This window comes from Haloferula sargassicola (assembly GCF_040362925.1).
GTDB lineage: Bacteria > Verrucomicrobiota > Verrucomicrobiia > Verrucomicrobiales > Akkermansiaceae > Haloferula > Haloferula sargassicola.
Genome location: NZ_BAABRI010000010.1, coordinates 143,617 through 169,749 on the forward strand (window position 1 = coordinate 143,617; position 26,133 = coordinate 169,749).

The 26,133-nt window shown below is 64.5% G+C and carries 24 protein-coding genes and 1 tRNA gene; 14 read left to right on the plus strand and 11 right to left on the minus strand.

Features of this window, described 5'->3' with window-relative positions; genetic code table 11:
• Positions 1-43: 43 nt before the first annotated feature.
• Both fusA and tnpA read left to right on the plus strand, forming a co-directional pair.
• On the plus strand, positions 44-2,167 hold the full coding sequence (fusA, locus tag ABXH26_RS10455) for an elongation factor G (protein ID WP_353567011.1): 2,124 nt from the start codon (positions 44-46) through the stop codon (positions 2,165-2,167).
• A 526-nt stretch (positions 2,168-2,693) separates the two neighbouring features.
• Entirely contained in the window at positions 2,694-3,140 is a 447-nt protein-coding gene (gene tnpA / locus ABXH26_RS10460; RefSeq protein ID WP_353567012.1) for an IS200/IS605 family transposase, read from the plus strand.
• A 328-nt stretch (positions 3,141-3,468) separates the two neighbouring features.
• Here the strand turns inward: tnpA and ABXH26_RS10465 are convergent, their stop codons facing one another.
• Positions 3,469-4,746, minus strand: a complete 1,278-nt coding sequence (locus ABXH26_RS10465; RefSeq protein WP_353567013.1) for an O-acetylhomoserine aminocarboxypropyltransferase/cysteine synthase family protein — start codon at positions 4,744-4,746, stop codon at positions 3,469-3,471.
• Positions 4,747-4,981: 235 nt separating this feature from the next.
• Between ABXH26_RS10465 and ABXH26_RS10470 the strand changes: the two genes are divergently transcribed.
• Genes ABXH26_RS10470 through folP form a run of 4 tightly spaced genes read left to right on the plus strand, consistent with a single transcriptional unit; the run spans position 4,982 to position 8,244 of the window.
• Positions 4,982-5,710 (plus strand): hypothetical protein, encoded by a 729-nt coding sequence (locus ABXH26_RS10470; RefSeq protein WP_353567014.1) that lies wholly within the window; start codon positions 4,982-4,984, stop codon positions 5,708-5,710.
• A 3-nt stretch (positions 5,711-5,713) separates the two neighbouring features.
• Positions 5,714-6,652 carry an NAD(P)-dependent oxidoreductase gene (locus ABXH26_RS10475; RefSeq protein ID WP_353567015.1) on the plus strand — a complete coding sequence of 313 codons (939 nt, stop codon included), beginning with the start codon at positions 5,714-5,716 and terminating at the stop codon, positions 6,650-6,652.
• Complete coding sequence (locus tag ABXH26_RS10480; RefSeq protein WP_353567016.1) at positions 6,645-7,379, plus strand: alpha/beta hydrolase; 735 nt, start codon at positions 6,645-6,647, stop codon at positions 7,377-7,379. The genes ABXH26_RS10475 and ABXH26_RS10480 overlap by 8 nt, the downstream gene beginning before the upstream one ends.
• A gap of 1 nt (position 7,380) precedes the next feature.
• The gene (gene folP, locus ABXH26_RS10485; protein WP_353567017.1) at positions 7,381-8,244 is read left to right on the plus strand and encodes a dihydropteroate synthase; all 864 of its coding nucleotides are present in this window, start codon (positions 7,381-7,383) and stop codon (positions 8,242-8,244) included.
• A 288-nt stretch (positions 8,245-8,532) separates the two neighbouring features.
• Here folP and ABXH26_RS10490 read toward each other — a convergent pair whose 3' ends face one another.
• The 8 genes from ABXH26_RS10490 to creB form a co-directional block, all read right to left on the minus strand.
• Positions 8,533-9,153, minus strand: coding sequence for an acyl carrier protein phosphodiesterase (locus tag ABXH26_RS10490; RefSeq protein WP_353567018.1), 621 nt, complete (start codon positions 9,151-9,153; stop codon positions 8,533-8,535).
• Positions 9,150-10,691, minus strand: a complete 1,542-nt coding sequence (locus ABXH26_RS10495) for a xylulokinase (protein ID WP_353567019.1) — start codon at positions 10,689-10,691, stop codon at positions 9,150-9,152. The genes ABXH26_RS10490 and ABXH26_RS10495 overlap by 4 nt, the downstream gene beginning before the upstream one ends.
• Before the next feature lie 165 nt (positions 10,692-10,856).
• Positions 10,857-11,051, minus strand: coding sequence for a hypothetical protein (locus ABXH26_RS10500; protein WP_353567020.1), 195 nt, complete (start codon positions 11,049-11,051; stop codon positions 10,857-10,859).
• A complete protein-coding gene (locus ABXH26_RS10505; RefSeq protein ID WP_353567021.1) occupies positions 11,048-11,830 on the minus strand; it encodes a hypothetical protein in 783 nt (260 codons plus the stop codon). Before ABXH26_RS10505 ends, ABXH26_RS10500 begins: the two co-directional genes overlap by 4 nt.
• The gene (locus ABXH26_RS10510) at positions 11,827-12,564 is read right to left on the minus strand and encodes a hypothetical protein (protein WP_353567022.1); all 738 of its coding nucleotides are present in this window, start codon (positions 12,562-12,564) and stop codon (positions 11,827-11,829) included. The genes ABXH26_RS10505 and ABXH26_RS10510 overlap by 4 nt, the downstream gene beginning before the upstream one ends.
• 126 nt (positions 12,565-12,690) lie before the next feature.
• A complete protein-coding gene (locus tag ABXH26_RS10515; protein WP_353567023.1) occupies positions 12,691-13,563 on the minus strand; it encodes a hypothetical protein in 873 nt (290 codons plus the stop codon).
• Between the two features lie 181 nt (positions 13,564-13,744).
• The gene (gene creC / locus ABXH26_RS10520) at positions 13,745-15,160 is read right to left on the minus strand and encodes a two-component system sensor histidine kinase CreC (RefSeq protein WP_353567024.1); all 1,416 of its coding nucleotides are present in this window, start codon (positions 15,158-15,160) and stop codon (positions 13,745-13,747) included.
• Between the two features lie 149 nt (positions 15,161-15,309).
• Positions 15,310-16,008, minus strand: a complete 699-nt coding sequence (gene creB / locus ABXH26_RS10525; protein ID WP_353567025.1) for a two-component system response regulator CreB — start codon at positions 16,006-16,008, stop codon at positions 15,310-15,312.
• 145 nt (positions 16,009-16,153) lie between these two features.
• Between creB and ABXH26_RS10530 the strand changes: the two genes are divergently transcribed.
• Positions 16,154-16,759, plus strand: a complete 606-nt coding sequence (locus ABXH26_RS10530) for a GNAT family N-acetyltransferase (protein ID WP_353567026.1) — start codon at positions 16,154-16,156, stop codon at positions 16,757-16,759.
• Between the two features lie 275 nt (positions 16,760-17,034).
• Here the strand turns inward: ABXH26_RS10530 and ABXH26_RS10535 are convergent, their stop codons facing one another.
• Positions 17,035-17,856, minus strand: coding sequence for an LOG family protein (locus ABXH26_RS10535; RefSeq protein ID WP_353567027.1), 822 nt, complete (start codon positions 17,854-17,856; stop codon positions 17,035-17,037).
• A gap of 902 nt (positions 17,857-18,758) precedes the next feature.
• Positions 18,759-18,833: transfer RNA gene (locus ABXH26_RS10540), tRNA-Val, on the minus strand.
• A 175-nt stretch (positions 18,834-19,008) separates the two neighbouring features.
• On the opposite strand from ABXH26_RS10540, the gene ABXH26_RS10545 reads away from it, so the two are divergent.
• The 7 genes from ABXH26_RS10545 (at position 19,009) to arsB (ending at position 26,132) form a co-directional block, all read left to right on the plus strand.
• Positions 19,009-19,764, plus strand: a complete 756-nt coding sequence (locus tag ABXH26_RS10545; RefSeq protein ID WP_353567028.1) for a hypothetical protein — start codon at positions 19,009-19,011, stop codon at positions 19,762-19,764.
• Between the two features lie 21 nt (positions 19,765-19,785).
• The gene (locus tag ABXH26_RS10550) at positions 19,786-20,466 is read left to right on the plus strand and encodes a hypothetical protein (protein WP_353567029.1); all 681 of its coding nucleotides are present in this window, start codon (positions 19,786-19,788) and stop codon (positions 20,464-20,466) included.
• A 35-nt stretch (positions 20,467-20,501) separates the two neighbouring features.
• Positions 20,502-22,196, plus strand: coding sequence for an alanine/glycine:cation symporter family protein (locus ABXH26_RS10555; RefSeq protein WP_353567030.1), 1,695 nt, complete (start codon positions 20,502-20,504; stop codon positions 22,194-22,196).
• Positions 22,197-22,226: 30 nt separating this feature from the next.
• Positions 22,227-24,275, plus strand: coding sequence for an ATP-dependent helicase (locus ABXH26_RS10560; RefSeq protein WP_353567031.1), 2,049 nt, complete (start codon positions 22,227-22,229; stop codon positions 24,273-24,275).
• A gap of 65 nt (positions 24,276-24,340) precedes the next feature.
• Positions 24,341-24,637, plus strand: coding sequence for an ArsR/SmtB family transcription factor (locus tag ABXH26_RS10565; protein WP_353567032.1), 297 nt, complete (start codon positions 24,341-24,343; stop codon positions 24,635-24,637).
• A gap of 18 nt (positions 24,638-24,655) precedes the next feature.
• Positions 24,656-25,075 (plus strand): arsenate reductase ArsC, encoded by a 420-nt coding sequence (locus ABXH26_RS10570; RefSeq protein WP_353567033.1) that lies wholly within the window; start codon positions 24,656-24,658, stop codon positions 25,073-25,075.
• A 4-nt stretch (positions 25,076-25,079) separates the two neighbouring features.
• A complete protein-coding gene (gene arsB / locus ABXH26_RS10575; protein ID WP_353567034.1) occupies positions 25,080-26,132 on the plus strand; it encodes an ACR3 family arsenite efflux transporter in 1,053 nt (350 codons plus the stop codon).
• The last annotated feature ends 1 nt before the right edge of the window (position 26,133 follow it).

The window sequence follows — 26,133 nt, forward strand, 5'->3', positions numbered from 1 at the left end:
ACTCGCGAGCGGACTTGCTCGTTTTCAAACCTCTACGGACGCCATGACCGACCTCAGCAAATATCGCAACATCGGCATCTTCGCCCACGTCGATGCCGGCAAGACCACGACGACCGAGCGGATTCTCAAGCTCACCGGCAAGATCCACAAGCTGGGCGAGGTCCACGACGGTGCCGCCACCACCGACTTCATGGAGCAGGAGCAGGAACGCGGCATCACCATCCAATCCGCCGCCACCACCTGCTTCTGGCCCGGCAAGGACCGCCAGTGGGAGAAGGATCCCTTCCGCTTCAACATCATCGATACCCCCGGCCACGTCGACTTCACCGTGGAGGTCTACCGCTCGCTGAAGGTGCTCGACGGTGGCGTGGGCGTGTTCTGCGGTTCCGGCGGCGTCGAGCCCCAGTCCGAAACCAACTGGCGCTACGCCAACGATTCGGAAGTCGCCCGGATCATCTACGTCAACAAGCTCGACCGCATCGGCGCCGACTTCTATCGCGTGGTCGAGCAGGTCAAGAACGTGCTCGGCGCCAAGCCGCTCGTCATGGTCCTGCCGATCGGCACCGAGAGCGACTTCGTCGGCGTCGTCGATCTGCTCGAGGAAAAGGCCTACTACTGGGACGACAGCGGCCTGCCCGAAAACTACGAGGTCAAGGACATCCCCGACGACATGAAGGAGAAGGCCGCGCAGTATCGCGCGGAACTCATCGAGACCGCCGTCGAACAGGACGACGAGGTGATGGAAAAGTACCTCGAGGGCGAGGAGCCGGACATCGCCACCATCAAGAAGTGCATCCGCAAGGGCACCATCGCGCTCGACTTCTTCCCGACCTACTGCGGTTCCGCCTTCAAGAACAAGGGCGTGCAGAACCTCCTCGACGCCGTCGTCGACTACCTCCCGAGCCCGACCGAGGTCGAGCCCCAGCCGGAAGTCGATGAGGAAGGCAACGAGACCGGCAAGTTCGCCACCGTCGATGCCGCCGGTCCGCTTCGCGCGCTGGCCTTCAAGATCATGGACGACCGCTTCGGCGCCCTGACCTTCACCCGCATCTACTCGGGCACCCTCAAGAAGGGGGACACCATCCTCAACAGCTTCACCGGCAAGACCGAGCGCGTCGGCCGCATGGTGGAAATGCACGCCAACGACCGCAACGAGATCGATTCCGCCCAAGCGGGCGACATCATCGCCATCGTCGGCCTCAAGAACGTCCAGACCGGGCACACGCTCTGCGACGAGAAAAACCCGGCCACCCTCGAGCCGATGGTTTTCCCCGAGCCCGTCATCTCCGTGGCGGTCGCCGCCAAGGACAAGGCCAACGCCGAGAAGATGGGCGTCGCCATCGGCAAGATGGTCGCCGAGGACCCGTCGTTCCGCGTCGAAACCGACGAGGAAACCGGCGAGACCATCCTCAAGGGCATGGGCGAGCTTCACCTCGACATCAAGGTCGACATCCTGAAGCGCACCCACAAGGTCGAGGTCGAGGTCGGCAAGCCCCAAGTCGCCTACCGCGAAACCATCACCAAGCCGGTATCCGACAGCTACACCCACAAGAAGCAGTCCGGCGGCTCCGGCCAGTATGCCAAGATCGACTACACCATCGAGCCGCTCGAAGCTGGTGCCGGCTTCGTGTTCGAGTCGTCGGTCGTCGGCGGCAACGTGCCGAAGGAATACATCCCGGCCGTTGAGAAGGGCTTCAAGAACTCGATCGATAAGGGCCCGCTCGCCGGCTACCCCTGCCTCGACTTCAAGGTCACGCTGACCGACGGGGGCTTCCACGCCGTCGACTCCTCGGCCATCGCCTTCGAAATCGCCTCCAAGGCCGCCTACCGCCAGACCATGCCGAAGGCGGGCCCGCAGATCCTCGAACCGATCATGAAGCTCGATGTGTTCATTCCCGAGGAAAAGGTCGGCGACGTGATCGGCGACCTCAACCGCCGCCGGGGCATGATCCAGGGCCAGGAGCCGACGCCCACCGGCGTGCGCGTCAAGGCCGAGGCTCCGCTGAGCGAAATGTTCGGCTACATCGGCGACCTGCGCACCATGACCTCCGGTCGTGGCCAGTTCTCGATGGAGTTCGCGCACTACTCGCAGTGCCCGAAGAACGTCTCCGACGAGGTCATCGCCGCCGCCAAGAAGCGGGAGGAAGAGCGCCGCGCGGCCAAGTAAGCCTGGCAGCGGATTTCCTCTCCCGAGCCAACCCCTTCAAAACCCGCTGTCCATCAGGGCAGCGGGTTTTTTGTTGGAGATGCGAGAACGGAAATCGTGGATATCAGATGGTATCGAGGGACCGAGGACCGAGGACCGAGGACCGAGGACCGAGGACCGAGGACCAGGGACCAGGGACCAGGGACCAGGGACCAGGGGCCCACGGCCCACGGCCCACGGACTACGGACTACGGACTACGGACTACGGACTACGGACTACGGACTACGGACTACGGACTACGGACTACGGACTACGGACTACGGACTACGGACTACGGACCAAGGACCAAGGACCAAGGACCAAGGACCAAGGACCAAGGACCAAGGACCAAGGACCAAGGACCAAGGACCAAGGACCAAGGACCAAGGACCAAGGACCAAGGATGAGCTTCTCCGCCCCGGAGGGGCATCGGAAATTAGCCGGTGGCGCGAGCCACCGGAATCGGTTAGAACCATCCCTGCGCCCCGGAGGGGTGCTGGAAACGCCATGCCCTCGACGCATCTATCCCTCCACGTCCACGTCGTGTTCTCCACGAAGGACCGGATCAACCGCATCGCCCCTGCATGGCGCGACCGCCTCCACGGATTCATGGGCGGGGTAGCGAGAACCTCCCATGCCGTCCCCGAGGCGATCGGCGGAGTGGGAGATCACGTGCATCTCCTGCTCGGCTTCAAGGCCACCACTTCCCTCGCGGATCTGGTCCGCGACGTGAAATCGGTGTCTTCCCGCTGGGTTCACGAGGAAATCGGCGACCGAGGCTTCACCTGGCAGGAAGGTTACGGCGCTTTCACCGTGAGCCCGTCGCAGCGGGAGACGGTGAAAGATTACATCGCCCGCCAGGACGAGCATCATCGCAGGCGGGGTTTTCAGGAAGAATACGTCGAGCTGTTGAGGCGAAGTGGGGTGGAATTCGACGAGCGGTTTCTTTGGTGAGGCGTCTCCACCACCCCTCCGGGGCGGCTTTTCTCGAGGCGTCGGAAACCGGTGGCTGGCGCCACCGGCTAATCTCCGATGCCCCTCCGGGGCGGAAGCCGGAAGCCGGAAGCCGGAAGCCAGGAGCCAGGAGCCGGTAGCCGGTAGCCGGTAGCCGGTAGCCGGTAGCCAAGAGCCAAGAGCCAAGAGCCAAGAGCCAAGAGCCAAGGGCTAAGAGCCCTGAGCCCTGAGCCCTGAGCCAAGAGCCCTGAGCTCTGAGCTCTGAGCTCTGAGCTCTGAGCCCTGGGCCGGGGGACTCAAGCCCTGAGCTGGAAAGCCGAGGATCCTCTTAACCCAGCGCTTGGTCGAGGTCGGCGAGGATGTCGTCGATGTGCTCCAGGCCCACGGACAGGCGGATCATTTCCGGCGGAATGCCGCCCGCCTTCTGCTGCTCCTCGCTGAGCTGGCTGTGGGTCGTGGTGGCCGGGTGGATGGCCAGCGACTTCGCATCGCCGACGTTCGCGAGGTGGGAGAACAGCTTCAGCGACTCGATGAATTTCTTCCCTCCGTCCGCGCCGCCCTTGATGCCGAAGACGACCATCGAGCCGCCCATGCCCTTGAGATATTTTTTGTTCCGCGCGAACTCGGGATCGTCCTCCAGTCCGGGAAAGCGTACCCACTCGACTTTCGGGTGGTCCTTGAGGTGCTTCGCCACCGCCAGCGCGTTCTGGCAATGGCGCTCCATCCGCAATGGCAGCGTCTCGATGCCCTGGAGCAGGAACCACGAGTTGTCCGGTGCGATGCACGCACCGAGGTTGCGCAGCGGCACGGTGCGCATGCGCAGGATGTAGGCGAGAGGCGCCAACGCGTCCGGCAGGTCGTGGCCCCAGCGCAGGCCGTGATACGAGTGGTCCTGCTCGTCGTAGAGCGGGTGCTTGCCGCCGGACCAGGGAAAGCGGCCGGAATCGACCACGATCCCGCCGATCGCCGTGCCATGCCCGCCGAACCACTTGGTCAACGAGTGGACCACGATGTCCGCCCCGTGGTCGAGCGGCCGGGTCAGGAAGGGCGTTGAGAAGGTGGAGTCGACGATCAGGGGGATGCCGTGCGCTTTGGCGATGTCGCCGATTGCGTCGAGGTCGGAAATCTCGAGCGCCGGGTTGGAGACCGTCTCACAGAACAGGGCGCGCGTTTTGCCATCGATCGCCGCGGCGAAATTCTCGGGGTCGGTGGAATCGACCAGCTTCACCTGGATGCCGAGCTTCGGCAGAAGATCGTTGAACTGCGTGTAGGTGCCTCCGTAGAGGTTGCGGGCGGAGACGATGTTGTCGCCCGCCTCGGCGAGGTTGACGACCGCGTTGAAAATGGCCGCCGTGCCGGAGGCATGACCCAGCCCGGCGAGTTCGTGGGCTCCTTCGAGCAAAGCGACGCGTTTCTCCAACACGTCGGTGGTCGGGTTCATCAGCCGCGTGTAGATGTTTCCCAATTCGCGCAGGGCGAACAGGTTCGCGGCGTGCTCGGTGCTGTTGAAAACGTAGGAGGCGGTGCGGTAGACCGGCACCGCGCGCGAATTCGTGACGGCGTCGGGCGTGTGGCCGCCGTGAAGGCAGAGCGTTTCGATTTTCATGAGGACGGCCATCCAAGCGGATCACCCCGGCGGTCGCAAAGCGGGAAATGCGTATTGGACTGCGACGATTCATCGTCGCTTTCGGGAGGCAATTCATTGCCGCGAGACCGGGGGCGATGAATCGCCGCTCGCCGGGGCCGGAGGGAGGGTGCCGGAAAGCGGAGATGAATCTCTGCACTCTAAGGCTCTTCAATTCACTCGCGAAGGCCCGGCATCAACGCTTTGATCCCGGCACATGATGGCGAGATGGATGGCGATGGTTTCGGCGGTGGTGTTGGCGAGCGGCTGCGCGAATGTGGCGGCGGGCGAGGGACCGGATTTCAACGCGAAGGTTCTCGCGGCGGTGAAGTCGATGCCGGCCGGCGGTGGCTACGATGGCAGTGACGCCACCAAGAACCTCTTGCCCGGCGCCTGCCGGATCGAGGCCGGCCAGGTCCGCGTCACCCCCGGCCGCGCCAAGCCCAGCTTCTGCTCCGGGGCGACCTATCTGGTGCTGCTGGAGGCGCTCGATCGCGGAAACGAAGCGTTGTTGCCGGTGATCGACCATCAGGACGGTCACGGCATTTTCGGGCGCTGGAATGCCAACGGCCCCGGTGCCGCCAAGCTGGTCGCGGACCTCGGAGCGGGCGTGAATTTTACCTCGTGGGAAAAGGCACGGCCCGGCGATTTCCTCAAGATCTGGTGGGGCGACGAAATCGGCCGCCGCGAGCGGGGTCACCACGTCGTCTACCTCGGGCACGATGCCGGCTCGGTCCGCTTCTGGTCGAGCAACCAACCGGGCGGCTACGGCGTGAAATCCGTGCCACGAAGCGATTGCAAGCGAGTGCTTTTCACCCGCATCACCCGGCCGGAACGGTTCGCTGCCGCGAACCGCCTGCCGGAAAACGACCCGTGGCTGGCGCGCATGCTTCGCGAGGATTTCCCGTGGGCCGAGGTCGCTCGAAAATGCCGCGTGGTTGACTGACCCGTGGCCGCCTTTTCGTGGACAAACCGGCGGCTTGGGGCACAGGGTTTTTTCGAGATGAAAACGCAACGGATCGGAGTCGTCGGACTCGGCAGGATGGGCGCGAACATGGCGCGGCGGATGAAGGACTGCGGCTACACGGTGAGCATCGTCTTCGACGTGGTGCCGGAACTCGCCGAGGAACTCGCGAAGGAGCTGGAAGCCAAGGTTGCGGCCTCGTTGGCGGAGGTCACGCAGGAGTCGGACGTCATCGTGACGGTGGTGACCGATGACGCCGCGATGCGCGCGATTTTCGCCGCCGACCAGTTGCTCACCGACGCCGAGGGTAAAGTCTTCATCAACTGCGCCACCGTCGCACCGGTGGTACATGAGGAGATCGCGATCGCCTGCAACGAAGCCGGCGCGAGGTCGCTGGAAGCCTGCATGGCGTCAAGCATCACCCAGGCGCGCGAGGGCACGCTCTACCTGATGATCGGTGGCGAAAAGGCGACCTTCGAGAGGGTCGAACCGTTGCTGGAGGACCTCTCGAAGTCGCTGCTTTACATCGGCCCGACCGGCACTGCCGCCAAGGTGAAGGCGCTGGTCAACATGGTGATGAACATCAACACCGCGGCTCTTGCCGAAGGCCTGGGGCTGGGCGAGGCGCTGGGGCTGGACCTCGAGATGCTGAAGGAAGTCTTTTCCCAGACCGGTGCCCACTCGCGGGTGCTGGAGACCGATGGCGATGACATGATTTCGCGCGATCACGACTGTTTTTTCTCCGCCGCGCACGCGGCCAAGGACAGCCGCATCGCCAACTCGCTGGCCGATGACGCCGGCGTGCTGGTGCCGCTCTCGAAGGCGACCGAGGCCCAATATCGGAAACTGATCGATCTGGGTCGAGGAGAGCTGGACAAGAGCGCCGTGGCGGAGCTGACTTTCCCCGGACGTAGCAATGATTGAGGGGACGGAATTCAAAAACAGGCAGGGCGAGAAGCTCGACAGCGCGTTTCATCCGGGAACGCAGGAAGGCAAGCTGGTGATCATCGGCCACGGGGTCACCGCCAACAAGGACCGGCCACTGCTCAAGGCGGTCGCCGACGGCCTTGCCGCCAGGGGATGGCCCTGCCTGCGGTTTTCTTTTTCCGGAAACGGCAAATCGGAGGGTGACTTCCGCGAGTCGCACATCACCAAGGAGGTCGAGGATCTGGCCGACGTCATCGCCGCACTGCCGGAGGACATCGAGCTGGCCTACATCGGCCACAGCATGGGCGCCGCGGTGGGCATCATGACCGCCGTGGAAGAGCCGCGGATCAAGGTCTTGGCGACCCTGGCCGGCATGGTCCACACCGGCGAGTTCGTCGAGCGGGAGTTCGGTGACGTGACGCCCGACGAGGGCTTCATGTGGGATGAAAAGGATTGCCCGCTGTCCTCCGAGTTCGTGCGCGATCTGGAGCTGATCGGCGACCTGCTGCTCGAAGCCGAGCAGATCGAGGCGCCTTATCTTTTGATCCACGGCACTGATGATGACGTGGTGCCGCTCTCCGACAGCGAGGACGCCTACGAGGCCGCGGCCGATCCCAAGCTGCTGGTCAAGGTGGAGGGCGTCGGCCACATGTTCAGCGAGGAAACCTACGGCAAGGTCGTCGGCGCGCTGCACGACTGGCTGGAGGAGCACTTCGAGGAATGAGGTGATCTGGAAGCTGCCGCACCGGGAGATCCGCTTTCCCCGCCGCCCGCTGGTGATGGGGATCGTGAACGTCAACGACGACTCCTTTTCCGGTGACGGCACGCTCGACATCGACGCGGCCCTCGCGCAGGCGAAGACCGCCGCCGAGAGCGGAGCGGACGTGATCGACATCGGCGCGGAAAGCGCCCGCACCAACCGCGCCGCGGTGGCGGTGGAGGAGGAAGTACGGCGTTTCTCGGAGTTCCTCCGGCGTTGGCCCGAAACGGTGGCCGCGGCGATGCCGAAAGATTCCGCCCAAGTCTGGCCGCCCGTCGTTTCCGCCAACACCTGGCGGCCGGAGGTGGTTGCGGCCGTGCTGCCGTGCGGCGTGGAGCTGGTCAACGACATGGGCGGCCTGCCCGAGGATCGCAACGCGCGGCTGTGCGCGGCGCACGGGGCCTCGCTGCTGATCATGCACACCGTCGGCGAACCGAAGGTGCCCCACCTGCACCAGCAGTGGGACGACGTGACGGGCGCGATGGAGCGCTTCTTCGCGGAAAAGATCGACCTCGCCGAAAAGGCGGGGCTGGCTGACGAGCGGATCGTGCTCGATCCCGGCATCGACTTCGCCAAGCAGCGCGACGACAACCTGACCGTGTATCGCGAGCTGGAGCGGCTGCAACGATTCGGGCGGCCTATTCTGGTGCCGGTGAGCCGCAAGACGGTCATCGGCGAAGTGCTGGATCTTCCCGAGCCGAAGGACCGCGATGCGGGGACGATCGGCTGCATCGCCGCGGCATTGAGGCGCGGGGCGCAAATGGTGCGCGTGCATCAAGTGGACGCGGCGTGGCAGGCCGTGAAGGTGCTGGATGCGTTGGAGCGCTGAAAGAGCGCCGATCAATGGGGGGGCGGCGGGCATCGACCGCCGGGCTGGAGGGCGGAGCATGGGTGTGAAAGACAGAACTTCGAGGTCCTGGGAGCGCTTCAAGGGGCGGCGGGCATCGACCGCCGGGCTGGAGGGCGGAGCATGGACGCAAAAGACAGAACTTCGAGGTCCTGGGAGCGCTTCAAGGGGCGGCGGGCATCGACCGCCGGGCTGGAGGGTGGAGCATGGACGCGAAAGACAGAACTTCGAGGTCCTGGGAGCTCGAAGTGACCATCGCCGGAAGCGCGCTCAACCTTCCTGCCCGGCGGTCGATGCCCGCCGCCCCAATTCTGCGCCCAGCCGCACGAGATGCGCTGACAGGTCCGGCAGGAAGCTCTCGAAGGCCGCCTTGATCTCCTCGCGCTGCACGACGAAATCCTCCATCGCCGTCGCCACCGCCGCACAGGCCGGGCGATGGTGCGCGACGCGGTCGAAGACCTCCTGCAAGCCCGCTTCCGTGTCGTAGTGCCCGAGCCAATCGTCCTCGATGCGCGCATCCAGATTGCGGGAGATCTCTTCCGGCAACCAATCGCGGTGGGTACGAAGCTCACCGTAGAACCGATCGAGGAAGACACGCAGTGGCGTGGAATGGAGCTTTTCCCACCCGTTGGCCAGGAAATGGTCGAAGCAGATGTCGAGGATCGCGTTCGCGAAACGCCGCCGCGGGCCGGTGAAAAGCCCCCGGGTGCGCACCACGACGGGATGGTCATCAGTGAAACGATCGATCGCCCGGTGCCTCACGATGCCCGCCACCACCGCGTCCGGCAGGTCGATTTCCTCCGGCCGGCCGGTGATGAAGTCTCCGAGCAGGTTGCCGATCCTGGAGGCGGCGTGGTCCTCGGCGAGGAAGAGATGGGCGAGGTAATTCATCGACCTCCGGCAAGCAGCGTGCGGTAGGTTTCCATGGCCGAGTCGTAGGTTGCGGCAAGGCTCCTGTTCGGTTCGATCCGGGAGTCCGCGGCGGGTTGGCAGAACGACCCGGTGAGCTGGGCGAGGTTTTCGCCGCAGGCGTGGGCGGCGCGGATGGCGGCTCCGAGCGCGGCCCCGTTGGCGATGGCGAAGCGCTCGACCGGGGCCTGGAAGATGTCGGCGACCAGCCGGGCGATGCCGTCATTCTGCGAAGCGCCGCCGGTGAGGCGGATGAGGGTCGGCTTTTCGCCAAGCCACTGCGAGTGCAGCCGCATGTTGAGGAACTGGCCTTCGAGCAGGGCGCGGATCTGGACTCCGGGCGGAGCGTCGTCGGGGAAGTTGCGAACCGGTCCGTTGAAGTCCCGGCGGGGCGTGATTTCCGGGCCGAAGAACGGCAGCATCACCCGGCCTTCGTTCCCCGGGGGCGTCTGGGCGAGCCCGTCGTGATCGAAGTCGCTCCACGCGAGCCCGAGCTGGTCGCGCAATGCCTCGCGGGCGAGCGAGCCGTTGCGGAAGCAGATCAGCGACATGAAGCCGCCGGCGGGATGGCCGAAGACGTGGCCGAAGCCGTTGGGATCGGTGACTGCCTCGGACATGGCGGCGAAGAAGGTGTCGCTGGTGCCAAGCGAGATGACGAAGGTGCCGGGCTCGGTGGCACCCATGCCGACCAGCGACGAGGGGTTGTCGCCAGTGGAAAGCACGACCTCGCAGGTTTCGGCGAAGCCGAAACGGGAAACGTAGTAGCCGGACACGGGGCCGGCGGCGTTGGCGGAAGCTTCGGGGAGCGGGAGCTTGTCGCGCAGGTCCGGCGCGGTGGCGTCGAGCAGGTCGGCGTCCCAGTCGAGGGAGTGGAGGTTGAGCAGGTTCATGCCGGCGCCGTCGCCGTGGTCGATCGCGATGTCCCTGCCGGCGAGGATCGAGCCGATGAAGGACGACACGAGGTGAATGATGGCGGTGCGCTGGTAGGCCTCGGGCTTGGTTTTGAAAAAGCGCCGGATCTGCGGGCCGGTGAAGCGCTCAATGGCCACCGAGCCGGAACGGCGGCAGACCTCGTCGTTTCCCCCAAGGGCGGCGGCGATCTCGGCGCATTCCTCGCCGGTCGAGGTGTCCATCCAGATCGGCGAGGTGGCGCGGGTCAGCGCGGGGGCGAGCTGCTCGACGAGGCCGCTCGTGGGATCCAGCGCGGCGAGGCGGTCGCTGAAGGTCGTGTCGAGATAGACCGAGCCATGTTGCTGGCCGGAGCAGGCGATGGCGGTGACCTGTGAGAGGTCGAAGCTTTCCGCGAGGCGGGAAAGAAGCAGGTCGAGCGCCTCGATCCACATCCGGGGGTCGGCGTGGACCTCGCCATCCGGGCCCCCCGGAATGAAACCACTAGGACTCCCGTAGTGCGGAAGATCGCGGCCGAAGTGGATGGCGTCTTCGTGGACGATGGTGCCGCGGTCGGCATCGATGATCAGGGCCGAGAGGGATTGGGTCGAGGAATCGAGACCGAGGAACATGGAGCGATCCTACATCCGAGCCCCGCCGGGAAGACCAGCGGGAAGGGTGGCAGCTTGCCCTCAGCCGAGGTGGCCTGACCGACGCTGTTGGTGGACTTCAGCGTGGGAACGCGGGCCAGGCCGTTGGCGAAGAGCTTCACAGGCAGGTCGATCTGCATGGTGCGGTCAGAGGCCCAGCTCGTCCCGCAACTCGTCGAACAAGGGATCGGGAACGGGCTGGGGATGCTCGCTGCGGGCCTCCTCGGTCAGCTGTTTTTGGATCGATTCCTCAACGATCCGGGAAACGGTGATCCGCTTCCGCTCGGCGATCTTGGAAACGAGGGACCACAGGGGGCGGGGCAGTTCGATGACGGTTTTCATCGCTCGAGGTAGGGGTTTTCCACGGTCCCTCCGGGCTCCACCGGAGTGCGGGCGGGGGCGGCGGCTTCCTTCGGCGGCGGGGGCTGGAGTGAGGCGTCGAAGGTATCGCCCCAGTGCTGGAGGAAGAATTTCTTCTCCGTGGTCATGAAGCGGTCCGAGGTGCCGAGGATGGGGCGCAGCGTGGTGGTGAGCTGCAGCGTCACGAGCAGGAAGATGATCGACCAGATCGCGATCGGGCCCTTCTGGGTGGCACCGTTCACCTTCAGCGCCTGCGCGAGGAAACGTCCGGCGAACACGAAAGCCACCAGCCACGAGCCCACGGCGAGGGTGCCCATGAAGCCGAAAGAGGTGGTGCCCTGGGTGAAGATCCACACCGCGGGCGCGAAGCCGAGCAGCAGCAGTCCGGCCAGCGCCAGCATGCCCCCGAGGATGCCGGCCAGCCTCACGGCCGAGGCGCTGGAGCCGGCCAGGCAGGAAAAGATGTAGAGGCTGGGGTAGCAGATGAGGCCGGCGAAAAGCAGGCCGCCGCCAAGTTTCACCGGCGCCACCCAGACCTGCTCTTGCCAGGCGAAGGTGCCGAGCACGAAGCCGAACACCAGGATCGCCAGCACCGCGAGCAGGGCGAAGCGCGCGAGATTGGAGGGCTGGCTGAGCAGCGGATGTCCGGCCAGTTGCTGCGGGTGGCGGAGCAGGCCCTCGAAGAGCCCGCGAAGGCTGGAGTCGAGCGGCGTCTCCGTTTTTTCGGGGATCGGGGGCGGGGTGTCGGATGTGGGATTCATGGTTGGGGTCTCGGTGAGGATTGGAAATGCTGGTAGGCGGCGATGGAGAGGATCACGACGACCGCCAGCAGCAGCACGGCGGGGAAGGCGAGAGGCTCGATTTCCGCGGACACCCGACGGGCGGAGTTCCAGACGGCCTCGTAGAAGCTGCCGCGCATCGGGTCCGGGCGGAGAAAGGCCACCTCGAGCTGCGGCGAGCCGAAAAAGGGCCGGAAAATCCACGAGAACTGGGCCCCAAGGAAGGCATTTCCGGCCATCCAGGCAGCAAGGGTGGCGCGGGCCGAACTACGGGACGGGCAGTAGTTTTCCAGCTGACGGCGCAGCCGGACGAGTCCGATGACGCCGGCCATCCCGATCAGGGCGGTATGGGAAAGCAGGTAGGCCGAGTGTGAGGTGGCCGCCTGAGGCGAGTCCGGCGGAGGGGCGTTGAGGGCGAGGAAGAAGGTGACCGGAGCGATCGAGCCGAGGATCAGCGCCGAAATGGCGAAGGCGCCGAGCAGTGCCTGGAGTGATTGGCGGAAACCGAGATTGCTCCCGAGAAGCAGGCCCAGCAGGCCGTTGAGAAGCCCGTTGCAGCCCAGCGTGCAGAAAATCAGCAGCGGCATCTTGGCGGCGACGAACAGGCCCATGGTCGGCGAACGCCAGCAGCCCACCGTGAAGCCATAGACCGCGAATCCCAGCGTGGTGATGACCGCAGCCATGCCGAGTCCCCGCCACGAGGGGTGGGCAAGCATTTGATCCGTGGGATGAAGCGTGGCGCGCATCGAGTGATGCGAGCCAAGACGCGCCATATGAGGCTGGCGTGAAGGCTGCGGGAAAAGGCGGTGGAAACCCGGTGTCGAGGAGGTCGCCAGCCGGTTTCAGGGGCCGGTCGATTCGAAATCGTAGAGATGATCGAGTTTCATCTCTTCATCTTCGATGGACTGCCGGACGATCGAGATTTCCTCATCAATCTGCGCGATCAATGGAGCGGCTCTTCGCTGCCAATCCCTCATCAGGGCGGCAGCCTGTTTGGTGGAAACCACTCCACGAGGGCGCCGGGGTGTGGAAAGGACCCGATACCGGGCGAACAAGACTTCCTTTTTCTCCTCCAGCTCACGAATTCGTTGCCGGATGGGTAATGCGGCGTCATCCGCTTCCTTGCGTTTCTGAATGGCCAGCGCCAGGGCCTCCTTGGCTTGCCGATCCTTGTCGGCGACTTCCCGCTCCAACAGTGTCAAACGTTCGTGCAACTGCCCCAGTCCGTGCTGGTGACGGATCAACACATTCTTCGCGGTCTGCAGACCATAGTCCGCGCGGACCACGGTGGAGGTCTGTTCCTTCTGGTCGGTGATGATGGCAGCGACCACTTCATCAAGCTGCGCGAGGCTTTCGTTGACCTCGGAAAGACGTCCCGCATCGTTCTTCAAAAGCCGGATTTCCTTCAACCCGAGCGCGGCCTGGTCTTCCAACACGTTCAATCGGGTTTCCAAAGCTCTTCGTTGAAAAACCTCCCATGCCCACCCCCCGGCCGCGGCGATGAGGATGGCCGCCATCCCCGCAACCGCCGCCGTTTTTCCCGCACGAAAGGTGGAGCGATGCGGCGGAACCTTCCCGGGTGAAGGGGTAGACTCGCTTTCTGATGCCGGTGAAAGGGGGTCGGGCGGAACGGGCGCTGCTTTGCTCGAAGCCGGGTTTTCAAGGGAAGGATCCACCAAGGCCTTGAATTCAGTCAGGCAGGCTCCGCATTTCACCGTCCGATGAAGATAGTGGGAAGGAAATGGCACGGGAGCCTGGCACGAGGGGCAATGACAGGTAAGCATGGCTCGGGATGGCAGGATGCTTCGAAGATACGATGGTCGTCCGGAATGTCTCAGTCAAGCCATGGGATCTTATCAAGTCGAGACCAGACTTAGTTAGTAAACCGGATCGTGTCTACGCGGGAAGGAGCAGAACCGCCCGTGTGCCCGTCGGTTCCACCGCCTCCAGCCGGATGGTTCCGTCGTGGAGCTCGGCGGCCTCCTTGACCAGGGTGAGACCGAGGCCGGTGCCCTTGCGACCGGTGTTGAGGTGGCGAAGGGAGAAGAAGCGCTCGAAGATCTTTTCCCTCGCGTAGTCCGGGACTCCCGGGCCGTGGTCCTCGACGGTGAGTTCGATGGAGTCGCTTTGCCGGAGGCCGACCCGCACCACGTCATCCTTGGGCGAGAAGTCGATGGCATTTTCCAGCAGGTTGGTGATTGCGGCGCGGAGGATGAAGGGATCACCCCGCAAGGGCACTGCCGAGGGAGGCAGGTCGGCCTCGATTTGCACGCCCGCCAGCTCGGCGAGCGGCCGCGCCTGGTCGATGGCCCGGATGGCGATGTCGCGCAGGTCGGCGGTCGAGCCGGCGTCGATGCCGGTGCGGCCCTCGAGCGCTGATAGTTCCAGCAGGCGGTTCAGCAGCCGGTCCGCGCGCAGGGCTTCGGCGCGGATGTTGTCCATGAAACGCCGGCGGTCCGCCTCGGGCATGTCCTCATCGAGCAGCTCGGCCGCGCCGCGAATGGCGGCGAGCGGGCTCTTCATCTCGTGGGTCAGCGTCTGGACGTAGCGCTCGGCATACTTGCGGCCTTCGAGGGCCTCGCGCATCGACTCGAGGGCACGGGCCAGCGTGTTGACTTCCTGTCCGGCCCCGAGCTTGGGCAGCGGCGGGCGTTTTCCCTGCTCGATCTCGTGGGCGTAGGTGGTGAGACGGCTGACGGGCCGGTACTGCCAGATGAAAACGGCGGTGACGAAGCACAGGATCCCGCCCCCGACCAGGCCCGTGCCCCACCAGATCTCCGCCCGGCGGCGGTTGACGATCGCGATGACGTCCGCCTGCGGCTTGGTCAGCGTGAGCACCCCGACAGGCTGGCGGGGACTGCCGATCGCCGCCGCGACGTGGAGGACGGACGAGGCGGGGTCGGCCTCGTCCGTCCTGCTACTACGGGCACCGTATTCGCCGTTGAGGGTGCGGGCTACATCGTTGAAATGGGAGAAATCCTCACCGACGTGGCGGCCGTGATCGGAATCGAAAACGACGATGCCCTCGGCATCGGTGAGGTAGCAGTGGAGACCCACGTGGTCCTTCACGTGCTCGTAAATCTTCGCCTGGAAGTGGCGCTTCCTGGCGAGGCGGAAGGCATCGGCAAGCGGGCCGGGGTCGAGGTCCTCGCCGATCATCGAGGCGAGCAGGTTGGCGGTATCGACCATGCTTTCCTCGGTGGCCTGGAAGGTCCGCGGGGCCACCTCGTCGAGCTGGTAGCGGAGCAGGAAATGGAAGCCCGAGATGATGACCAGGACGATCGCGATCAGGGTGAGGCGGGTGAGACGCATGGGGGAAGATGCAAGATTTCAAGACGCGAGACACAAGACGCGAGACACAAGACACAAGACGCGAGACTGGAGACTTGGAGACTTGGAGACTTGGAGACAAAGAACTTGGGCCTTGGTCTTGGGTCTTGAGTCTTCAGGTCTCGGGTCTTTCAAGGAACGTAAGCATAGCCGAGGCCGCGGCGGGTCTCGATGAGGTTCTCGGCGCCGGCGGAGCGGTCGCGCAGCTTGGCGCGGATGGTTTTGATGTGGGCGTCGATCGTGCGGTCGGTGACGGCACCGGGATCGTCCCAGGCGAGGTCGAGAAGCTGGTCCCGGGTGAAGACGCGATGGGGGCGCTTGAGGAAGACCAGCAGCAGCTTGTATTCGTGCGCAGTGAGGTCGAGAGGCTGGCTCAGGTAGAGGACGCGCATGGTAGCCTCGTCATGAGTGAGGGGGAAAGCGGGATCCGGAGGGGCATCGGCGGACGGGCGGGGATGCTCGTCCCTGCCCTCGGTGCGGCGCATGATGGCGCGGACGCGGGCCACCACTTCGCGCGGCGAGAAGGGCTTGGTGACGTAGTCGTCCCCACCCAGCTCGAGACCGAGGATGCGATCGATTTCCCCGTCTCTGGCGGTGAGGAACAGGATGGGCACGGCCGAGGTCTCGCGGAGGCGCTTGCAGACCTCGAGGCCGGTGATGTCCGGCAGGCCGATGTCGAGGATGACGAAGTCGAACGGTGCCTCCTCGTGCAGGGCGAGGCCCACGCCGCCGGTGAGGGCGTGGGAAACTTCGAAGCAGTCGGTTTTCAACGCGTAAACGAGCGTGTCGGCGATGGAGGGTTCGTCTTCGACTAGGAGGATGCGTGGCATGGTGTTCCGGGGTTTCGGGGTTCAGATGCCGGTGTTTCGGTGAAATGACGATGAAGCGCCGGGGAATTCCGTGGGATGCTGGAAGATGCGGAGGGATGCGCCAAGCCGGCGTTGCGTCGGCGGCGGGGGGTGCCTAGCGTGTGTCATGATCGAGACGGTCCTTGCCGACGACCTGCCGGTGATGGTGCGGCCGCTGGTGCCGGGCGACCGCGGCAGCCTGGCGGAAGGATATCGCCGGCTTTCTCCGGAGTCGCGATACCAACGCTTCTGGGTTCACACCGGCGAGGTGATGGGGGAAAACATGCTCGACCGGCTGTTGAAGCATGATCCGGGGAATCACAGCGTGTGGGCGGTGTTCGACCCGACCCGCGACTACCCCGGACTTGGCGCCGCGAGCTACTGGCGCTCGACGGGCGACCCGGAGGAGGCCGAGTTTTCCTGCACCGTGCTCGATGGCGACCAGCGACGCGGGGTGGGCACGCTGCTGCTGGCGCTGCTGTGGCTGGAGGCGCGGAACGCGGGCATTCACCGTTTTGTCGGCTACACCATGCCGGAAAACGTGTGCGCGATCCGCTGGATGCGTGACACCGGCGCCGAGGCGGAGTGGGACGGCTTCAAGGTGATCTTCCGCTGGGATCTCGACGACCTTGATCGCATCCCGCCGACGCGGGCTGGCATCGCGCTGGCCGAGCGGCTGGCGGAGTTCTCCGAACAGCTGCTGGATGAGGGGCCCGGGCAGGAGCCCGGGTGAAAAGCATCGTCACCCGTCGGGCGGGCTGCTGGAGGTCATGTCGGGAAAACATTCGCGGTCGCAGCGGCAGTGGCTCGCCGGACGCTGCCCGGCGAGGGTGGGGGATCGCTACCCGCCGGAGATCGAGGCAGCGATGCGGATGAGGTTTCCGGGTCGGAAAACGGCGGCGGCCGAGTGATCCCGATCGACCCGTTGCCGTGGGATCGGCGGCATCAGTCGAAGATCCGCCACCCGCAGTTGAGAGGTTTTCTAGAGCGGGATGGGTGATCGAACGATCAGCCGGCGGCCGGGGTCTTCCTTTCGCCGAGAACCGCCTTGGGCTCGGGGAGTTTTTCTTTTCTCAATCCATACTGGCGCACGGCGTGGCGGTGGATGTGGGCGATGGCTTCCTCGGGGTCGTCGGTGAAGAAGATCAGCTCGGGGTCGCCGGGGCTGATGGTGCCGGCGTCGGCCATGACGTAGACGAAGTCCATCAGCGGTTGCCAGTAGTCCTTGCCCATGAGGACGATGGGGAAATTGCGGATCTTCCCGGTCTGGATGAGGGTCATGGTTTCGAACATCTCGTCCATGGTGCCCGCGCCGCCAGGAAGGACGATGAAGGCGTAACTGTATTTCACGAGGATCGTCTTCCGCGTGAAGAAGTAGTGCATGTTGACGGACTTGGTGACGTATGGGTTGCCGGTTTGCTCGAAGGGGAGTTCGATATTGATGCCGATGGAGCGCCCGCCGGCCTCGAAGGCACCTTGGTTTCCGGCCTGCATAATGCCGGGGCCGCCGCCGGTGATCACCGTGAAGCCGAGCTCGGCACACTTCGCGCCCATGGTGCGGGCGAGCTCGTAGTAGGTGGTGCCCGGCTTGGTGCGGGCGGAGCCGAAAATGGTCACGCACGGGCCGGCGAAGTGGAGCGTGCGGAAGGCGCGAATGAAGTCGAGCGACACGCGCCAGAGCGTCTTGAGCTCGCGCCAGCGGGACTGGGGACCTCCGAGCAGGGTCCGATCGGGATGCTCGAGAATGAAGCGGTGCTCCTTTTCGATGGCTTCGGGATCGATCCGGTGTTCGGGCTCAGGCTTCGGGCAATCGGGGCATTCGGGTGTCATGGGCTGAGGGCTGATACCATGGGAAAACACCGATGCGGCAGGGGAAACTGGGTCAGCCGGCCCGGCGGCGACTCCGACGGCGCGGTCAGGGCTTCCATCGCGAAAGCAGGATCGAGCCAAAAGAAAGGGCGCGGTGACCAAGGTCACCGCGCCCCGGGTGCCCGGTGATTCCCCCGAATCACGGGCACTGCGCTAATGCAGAAGAGAACGCGGGAATCGCGGAGGATTCCAAGGTGGTGTCAGACCTCCCCCAAGGCCAAGTCCCACCGCCGCGCTCGTTCACACACGGCTTCCAAGTAGCACGGCGAGGGGAAACGTCTAGGAATCCTTAACAATTAATCCTTTTACTTAATTATGATTAAGTTCCGAGGGAGCAATATGCCGATCGCAAGGCGATTTGCGCCGAGATTCCGTGGCTAGGGGAGGTGTCTCGGTGCCCCTTGCCCGATCTCGATGTCGTTCGGAATCGCTGAGCAGCGCTGCTTCCTCGATCGTGCACTCGTCGAAGTTTTCCACGGGAGTTTCACGGCTCCGAAGAGGGAATTCCGCGCCGCAGGGAGATACCCCCTCCATTTGCAGGGGTTGCGTCATTGCAGAAAAGTGACAGTCTCACGCCGAGCACGAGAAGCTCACCGCTGAGACTGGCGCACCCTTGTCAGTCGAAGTGCAAGCCGGGTTCTTTCGAGCCTGGTCTTCCCCCGATACGGCCTCGGTCCTCTCCCCCCACTTGAGAGAGCCGAGGCCCTCTCGTGTCAGCGAAAGCCCGCCTGTCCCCATGGGCGGAAGGCGACCCACGATTTGGAGCCCGGGAACATTGCCGGCCTGGCGAGCGCTGGGAGGAGCGGCTTCCGGGGCGCCGCCAATACGTGCTGCCTCCGATTTCCATAGGACATGGATCATCATGGTACACGGGGACGGGATCGAACCGCCGACCGACCGGGTGTAAACCGGTTGCTCTACCGCTGAGCTACCCGTGCAGGGTCATCGGACCGGGCGCAGAAGAACGCGTCCGGAGGAGCGAGGCAAGCCTCCAGTGCGACCGGAAACCGCCGTGAAACGAGATTTTCTAAAAAATTTTGAACATCCTTATAAATTAGGGTTCTCAACTAACAACCGTGCGATCGCCCGGCCCCCACCCCACCCCCTTGTTTCATGTCGAGCTTCCCCAGCCACCCGTCCCGGACCTTGCGTGCCCGTTTTTCCGCCGGTCGCTTCATCCCATCGTGCCTCGGGTTCGCCGCGGCCTCGTGGGTGGCCCAGGCGGCGACCGACAGGGTGGCGATCATTGATGACTTTTCGGTCAGCCCGGTGCTGCTGGAGCTCACCCAGTCCGGCAGCCTTTCCCAGTCCGGCACGCTGGCCTCCACCTCGCCCTTTGCGGCGGGGGCGCGGACGGTGCTGCTCGACACGGGAAGCACCCCGCCGGCGCGCCGGGCGAGCGCCGAGGTGTTGGATTCTTTTTCAAAATACTTCTTCTCCGTCGGTCCGGGCGTGGAGGCCAGCAGCGTGCTTCGTTACGAGGCCCCGCCGGCGGGGGCGCTCGACCTCACGCTCGACCGCAAGGCCAATGCGCTGGGCTTCACCCTCGATTTCTCCCAGACCCCGGTGAACATCGAAGTCACGATCGAAACCCCCGGCCAACCGGCGAAGACCGTTTCCCTCGTTCAGAAGCCGGTGAGCGAGCCGACCGATGTCCTTTTCCCCTACGCCCAGTTCGGCGGCATCGACTTCACGCAGAGCAGCGCGATCACCGTGAAGCTCAGCGGAGTGAACGGGCAGGGCGCCCCTGACCTGATCGCCTCCGGCGTCTCGCTGATGCATGTGACCTCCGTGCCCGAACCCTCGGTGGTGCTCTACTCCCTGACGGCCAGTCTTTTCCTGCTCCGCCGCCGCCGCCTCCGGCCCTGAACTCAACCACTCCCGAATCTCATGAAATCCCTGTTTCTGCTCCTCGCGCTCACCGCGCCCTCCTTCGCCACGCTGGTTTCCGTCGGCATCATCGACCCCTTCGACGCCGGCAACGACGTGGTTTCGATCCGCACCGGCTCGGCCACCGATGTCTATCAGGACCCCTCCGCCATTCTCGGCGGTTGGCGGCAGCTCGACGTGGTGGTGGTTTCCAATCCGTACTTCCGCGACGTGCGGGTCGGGGCCATTCCGGAGACGCACCAGTTTTTTTCGGAAACCGGGCCGCTGGCGCAGGCGACCGTGTCCCTGACCTATGACGGCAATGGCCTCGGGCTCGGCGGCATCGACCTTACCTCCGGCGGCGCGGCCAACTCGCTGGGGCTCAATCTGGCCGACTGCGATCCGAATCTCACGGTCACGCTCAGCATTACCGACCTCGACGGCCACCTGGCGAGCGCCAGCCTGTTCCGGGCGGAGGCGATCGAAGCGGGGGAGGTGGTCTATTTCAAATTCAGCCATATGGACAACGCCGCCGGGACCGACTTCACCCGCACGGACAAGATCGTGCTGACGGTGGACAACGGCGTTTCGGGGGATTTCACCGCGAACTTCGTGGGCACCTTCCACGCGCCGGAGCCGGGCGCGCCGATGCTGGTGGCATTTTCCACGCTGGCGCTGGCCGGGCGCCGTCGTCGGGTCTAACCGGGGAGAATGACCCTCCATCCTTGCCGACTGGCATGCAACTTGCCAGCGTCGCCCGCAACATGACCGGACGATTGTTTTGCCGAGCCGCCCGTATGCTCGCGACCACGCTGTTTTTTCTCGGAGTCCAGGCTCCCCTGATGGCTCAGGAGGTGGGCGAAGTGACCGGGAAATCCACCGACCAGAAGATCGACGAGGCCTTCGGCAAAGCGACGGGCTGGTTCGTCGGCTCGATCTTTTCAACGATCCGGATCGGGGGCTACGACGTGCTGTGGGTGGTGCTGTGGCTGGCGGCCGCCGGTCTGGTTTTCACGCTGGCGTTCAAATTCATCAATATCCGGGCTTTCCCCTTGGCGCTCCGAACGGTCCGGGGGAAATACAGCCGTGACGACGATCCCGGGGATGTCACCCATTTCCAGGCGCTGACCGCGGCGGTCTCGGGGACCGTCGGGCTCGGGAACATCGCGGGCGTGGCGATCGGGATCACGATGGGCGGCCCCGGGGTTGCGTTCTGGTTGTTCCTGAGCGGTTTCCTGGGGATGGCGACCAAGTTCGCCGAGTGCACCCTGGGGGTGAAATACCGGGAAATGGATCCGGACGGGCACATTCACGGGGGCGGCATGCAGTACCTCCGGAAGGGATTTGCGGAGCGCGGACTCCGGCCGGTGGGAACGGTGCTCGCGATCTTCTTCGCCATCTTCTGCGTGTTCGCCTCGTTCGGGGGTGGCAATGTTTTCCAGATCAACCAGGCGACGGCGCAGCTGCTGAACGTCACCGGGGGCGAGGAGAGCTACTTCGCCAGCAGGCAATGGCTTTTCGGGGTGATCGTGGCGGTGGCGACGGCACTGGTGATCATCGGAGGCATCCGCAGCATCGCGCGGGTGACCTCGAAGCTGGTCCCGCTGATGTGCATGGTTTACGTCGTCAGCGCCTTGATCGTGCTGATCGCCAATGCCGCCAACATCCCCATGGCGATCCGGGAGATCGTCCAAGAGGCCTTCACGCCGCGCGCATCGGTGGTCGGAGGCGTGCTGGCCGCCTTCATCTGGGGCATGCGCCGGGCGACCTTTTCGAATGAGGCCGGCATCGGGTCGGCACCCATCGCGCACTCGGCGGCGAAGACCCGGATGCCCGCGAGTGAGGGAGTCGTGGCGCTGCTCGAGCCGTTCATCGACACCGTGATCGTCTGCACCATGACCTCGCTGGTGCTGGTGACCACCATGCACTTCAACGGCGATGCCGGCACCTTTTCCGTGAACCACCAGACCTTCGAGCTCGGGAAAGTGGAGGGGGACTCGAACGCCTTCGGGATCGGGATCACCTCCCTGGCATTCGAAACGGTGCATGGTGGTTTCAAGTACGTCCTTTTCGCCTGCGTGCTGCTGTTCGCCTTCTCGACCCTCATCACCTGGAGCTACTACGGACTTCAGGCGTGGCGCTTCCTGTTCGGGAAATTCGGCAAGGTCCCGGGTGTGGACCTCAGCTACAAGTTGATTTTCTGCCTGATCATCGTGGCCGGAGCCTCGGCCAAGATGAGCAACGCGGTCGATTTCTCCGACGCCTCGCTTTTCGCGATGAGCATCCCGAACCTGATCGGCGTCTATTTCCTGATGCCGGTGGTGGCGCGGGAGTTGGGCAAATTCCTTGAGTTCACCCGCAAGATCGACGACGGCGAGACGGTTCACGAAGCCTGGGAGCAGGTCGAGAAGTCGGCCGGGGGTGACGCTTGATTGGATCCGCGTCTGCGCCATGCTGCCGGCATGGCGCGCGACTACACGCTGCATCGGAGGTCCGGCGGGCCTTCTTCGGGGATCGACTACCGGGCGGAGCTCAATGACGAGCAGTTCGCCGCGGTGACCTCGCCGCCGGGGCGCGCGCTGGTCATCGCCGGGGCCGGATCGGGGAAAACCCGGACCCTCACGTATCGCGTGGCCTTCCTGCTGGATCAGGGCATCGACGCGAAAAACATCCTGCTCCTCACCTTCACCAACAAGGCCGCGCGCGAGATGACCGAGCGGGTCCGCTCGCTCGTGCCGCACGACGTTTCCGCGCTGTGGAGCGGCACCTTCCACTCGATCGGCAACCGCATCCTCCGCCGCCACGCCGAGGATCTGGGTTTCACGAAATCCTTCTCCATCCTCGATACCGACGACCAGAAATCGCTGGTCGCGAACGTCGTCGGCGGCATGGACATCGACACCAAAGTACGGCGTTTCCCGAAGTCCGACGTGCTGATCACCATGTTCAGCCTGGAGCGCAACACCGGTGAGCCGCTCAAGGAGATCATCGCCCACCGCTATCCCTACTTCGACGACTGGCAGCGCGAGATCCACGCGGTCCGCGACGCCTACGCGAAACGCAAGCAGGAGACGAACTCGATGGATTTCGACGACCTGCTGCTCAAGACGCTGGAGCTGCTGAAGAAGGACGAGGACCTGCTCGGGCTCTATCAGAAGCGCTTCAGGCACATCCTGGTCGACGAGTATCAGGACACCAACGCGGTCCAGAGCGAGCTGATCGACCTGCTCGCCGGCGGCGGCTCGTCGGTGATGGCGGTCGGCGACGACGCGCAGTCGATCTACTCGTGGCGCGGCGCCGACATGGGGAACATTCTTTCGTTTCCGAAACGCCACGCGGAATCGAAGGTGTTCAAGATCGAGACCAACTACCGCAGCGTCCCGGAAATCCTCGAGCTCTCCAACGCCGCGATCCGGGCCAACCGCGCGCGCTACGAGAAGGATCTGCGATCCTCGCGCGAGCAGCTCGGCGTGAAGCCGGCGCTGGTGCCGATCGAGGACCCCTCGGCGCAGGCCCAGTTCGTGGCGCAGCGCATCCTCGAGCTGCGCGACGAGGGAATTCCGCTGGAGGAAATGGCGGTGCTCTACCGGGCGCACTTCCAGTCGCTGGAAATCCAGATGGAGCTGACCTCGCGCGGCATCCCGTTCGCGATCACCAGCGGGCTGCGGTTTTTCGAGCAGGCGCACATCAAGGACGTCGCCGCCTTCCTGCGCTTCGTGACCAACCGGCGCGACGAGACCTGCTTCAAGCGGATCGCGCTGCTGATGCCCGGGATCGGAGCCAAGGGCGCGGACAAGCTGTGGGGCGAGTGGCTGAAGACCGGTTGGACAACCAAGGAGGAGCTGCCCGACTGGGTCGAGGTGCTGAAGCTCAAGGGCGTGCCGAAGAAGGCGGAGAAGCACTGGAAGCAGTTCGGCTACATCATGGCCGAACTGACGCCCGGCGCCGAGTTCGCCCGGCCGGAGGACATGATCTACAGCGTGTTGGAGGGCATGTATGACGACCATCTGCGCGCCACCTTCGACAACTACGACAACCGCCGTAGCGACATCGAGCAGCTGATGAGCTACGCCGGAAACTTCGAGGACGTGCTCGAGCTGCTCTCGCAGCTCTCCCTGCTCAGCTCCGCCGACGGCCAACCGGGTGGCCAGCGCGAGGAGGCCGACACGGAAAAGGTCACCCTTTCCTCGATCCACCAGGCCAAGGGGCTGGAGTGGAAGGCCGTGTTCCTGGTCTGGCTGGCGGACGGGGCTTTCCCGAACGGCCGCATCATCGAGGCCGACGACGAGGACATGATGGAGGAGGAACGCCGCCTGTTCTACGTCGCCCTGACCCGGGCCAAGGACGAACTCTACCTCAGCTATCCGCTGATCAATCCGAAGAGCTATTCCGGCGATGTCATCCAGCGCCCTTCGCGCTTCTTCGATGACTTCCCGAAGGACATGGTCGAGGAATGGAACGTCGGTTCCGGCTGGAGCGGAGGCTGGGGCGCCGCGGACGAACCGTTCTGAGTAATGGGCGAAATGACCAAATAAGGTTTTGACCGGCGGCGAGTAATTGGCATTTTCGCCAAGTAATGGCGACGCAGTCCATCGACCGGCGGGTCCGGAGCATCAAGGCGCTGGCTCATCCAGCCCGCTTGCAGATCGTGCAGGCGCTGGAAGACGGGCCGCGCTGTGTGTCCGAGCTGCAGGCGATGGTCGGCAGTGACATGTCGACGGTGTCCAAGCACCTCGTGCTGCTGCGTGAGGCAGGATGGGTGAGCTGCGAGAAGACCGGCCTTCAGGTTCATTACCGACTCGCCTGCGTTTGCCTCGCAACCTTCCTGCGGTGCATCGACTCGCTCGATTCCCCCGACTCCGGTTGTTGCTGACTCCCGTTTCCGACCTCCATGATCCTCATCCTCTGCACCGGCAATTCCTGCCGCTCCCACATGGCCGAAGGTGTCCTGAAACGGGCGCTCGGCCCCGGTTTCGAAGTGGCCTCGGCGGGATCGAAGCCCGCGGGCTTCGTCCACCCGCTGGCGATCCGCGCGCTGGCGGAGATCGGGATCGATCTATCAGGCCATGTTTCGAAGCACCTCGACACCTTTCTCGACCGCGAGGTGGAAACGGTGATCACCGTGTGTGGCAACGCCGACCAAGCATGCCCGGTGTTTCCCGGACAGGTGAACCGCCATCACTATCCGTTCGACGACCCCGCACACGCGGAGGGCGACGAGGCCGAGCAACTGGCCGTGTTCCGCCGCGTGCGCGATGAGATTGTCCGCGTGTTTACCGCCTACGCCGATGGCCGGCTCGACCAACGCTGATCCCATGTCCGCCAACGTCGCCCACCGCATGTCGTTCCTCGACCGTTACCTGACGGTGTGGATTTTCGCCGCCATGGTGGCGGGCGTCCTGATCGGGCGCTTTCTGGTGGAGGATCCCGGGACCCTGTTCGCTCCCTTTACTCTTGGCACGACCAACCTTCCTCTGGCGGTCGGCCTGATCGTGATGATGTATCCGCCGCTGGCGAAAGTCCGCTACGGCGAGTTGCCGCGCGTTTTCGCCAATCCCCGCATCCTGATCCTGTCGTTGGTGCAGAACTGGCTGATCGGCCCGGTGGTGATGTGGCTGCTGGCGGTGCTGCTGCTGCGCGACCAGCCGGACTACATGGTCGGCCTGATCCTGGTCGGGCTCGCCCGCTGCATCGCCATGGTGCTGGTGTGGAACGACCTCGCCAAGGGCTCGCCGGAGTACGCCGCCGGGCTGGTGGCGCTGAACAGCATCGCCCAGATCCTGTTCTACGGCGCGTATGCGTGGCTTTTCATCACCGTGCTGCCGCCGCTGGTCGGGCTGAAGGGCGTGGTGGTCGAGATCGCGATGTCCGATATCTTCCGCTCGGTCATGATCTATCTGGGCATGCCGTTTTTTGCCGGAATGATCACCCGTCTGGTGCTGGTCCGGTTGAAAGGCGTGACATGGTATGAAACCAAGTTCATCCCCCGCATTTCCCCGCTCACCCTGGTGGCGTTGCTGTTCACGATCGTGGTCATGTTCACCTATCAGGGGGAGGCCATCGTCGAGCTTCCCCTTGATGTGCTGCGGATCGCGCTCCCGCTGCTGATCTATTTCGCGGTGATGTTTTTCGTGAGCTTCGTGATGGCGGCCCGGCTTGGAGCCGACTATCCGCGGACGGCGAGCGTCGCCTTCACCTCGGCGGGCAACAACTTCGAGCTGGCCATCGCGGTGGCCATCGCCGTGTTCGGGATCGATTCCGGCGTGGCCTTCGCAGCGGTCGTCGGCCCCTTGGTGGAGGTGCCGGCCCTGATCGCGCTGGTCCACGCCGCGATGGCGATGAAAAGGCGGCTGTTTCCCGCGGGATAGA